The sequence below is a fragment of the Isoptericola sp. NPDC058082 genome, from assembly GCF_042885055.1.
Taxonomy (GTDB): Bacteria; Actinomycetota; Actinomycetes; order Actinomycetales; family Cellulomonadaceae; genus Isoptericola.
In genome coordinates, this window is the sequence record NZ_JBHVSQ010000049.1 from 1 (window position 1) to 1,009 (window position 1,009).

Consider the following 1,009-nt stretch of genomic DNA (forward strand, 5'->3'; position numbering starts at 1 on the left):
CCGCCGCGCTCGAACGGACCGGATTCGTCGCGCGGCTTCTCCCAGTCATGGGGATCAGTGGGGCTGTCAGCTCCATCTGGTCCTTTTCCGCCAGGGCCCTCGCTGTGACTGCCCGCGGGTCCGTCGCGGTGACTACCGGTGGAGGGGGCCTCGTGTCCTCCGGTACCGGATCCGTCGCTATGGCTGACTGAGCTCCCCCCATCGCTGTGGCTGCCGCTGTTAGGCGGTTCGTGGCTGGCGGAAGGGCTGTGTCCCAGGTCGTTGGCGTGGCTGCTGGGGAGGTTGTCGCCGGCGTGGCCGGTGGGCATGTGGTCACCAACTCCGCCGCCGGGCAGGTGGTTGCCCGCGTTGCCGCCGGGGAGGTTGTCGCCGGTGCGGCCGATGTCGCCGAGGTCGTTGCCGAGGCTGTCGCCGATGCGGATGATGTGGTCGCCTGCGTGGGCGCCGACGTGGGCTGTGGTGTCGGCGGTGTGGGCGCCCGCGCCGACCAGCGCGGGTTCCCTGTCCGGCGAAGGGGTTTCGGTGTGCGGGGTGTCGGCGCCGGTGTCGGGGTGGATGTCAGGGGAGCCTTCGACGCGGGCGTCGTCGACCTTCTGGAGAACGTTGCCGTTCTCGTCGAGGAGGTTGTACTCGTTGTCGAAGTAGCGTGCGGGTGCACCGGGTGCCGTGGGCAGCTTGGTGGCGCCCTCGGGCAGGACCGGGACGTCGTCGGGGAGCTTGAAGTTGCCGTCGGGGAGCTTGACCGCCCCGTGCGGGATGACTGCGCCTTCGGGGAGGTGCACGGCCCCGTCGGGCAGTTTGAGCGCACCTTCGGGCAGCACGATCGCGTCGTCGGGAAGCTTCGGGATCTCGATGTTCTCGATGCCCTTGAGGCCTTTGGTGATGTCGCCGATTTTGGAGAGGCCGGCGCCTGCGCCTTTGGCGATGTAGGTCATGGGGTCGATGACTTTCCCGGTTTTGCCTGCGACGGACAGGACCTTGGCGACGGCGCCGGCTTTGCCGGCGCCGG

1 pseudogene is annotated in these 1,009 nt (G+C 69.2%); it reads right to left on the reverse strand.

From position 1 onward, the window contains the following. Positions 1-1,009: pseudogene (locus ACFVS0_RS21855) on the reverse strand (hypothetical protein); the annotation flags it as partial.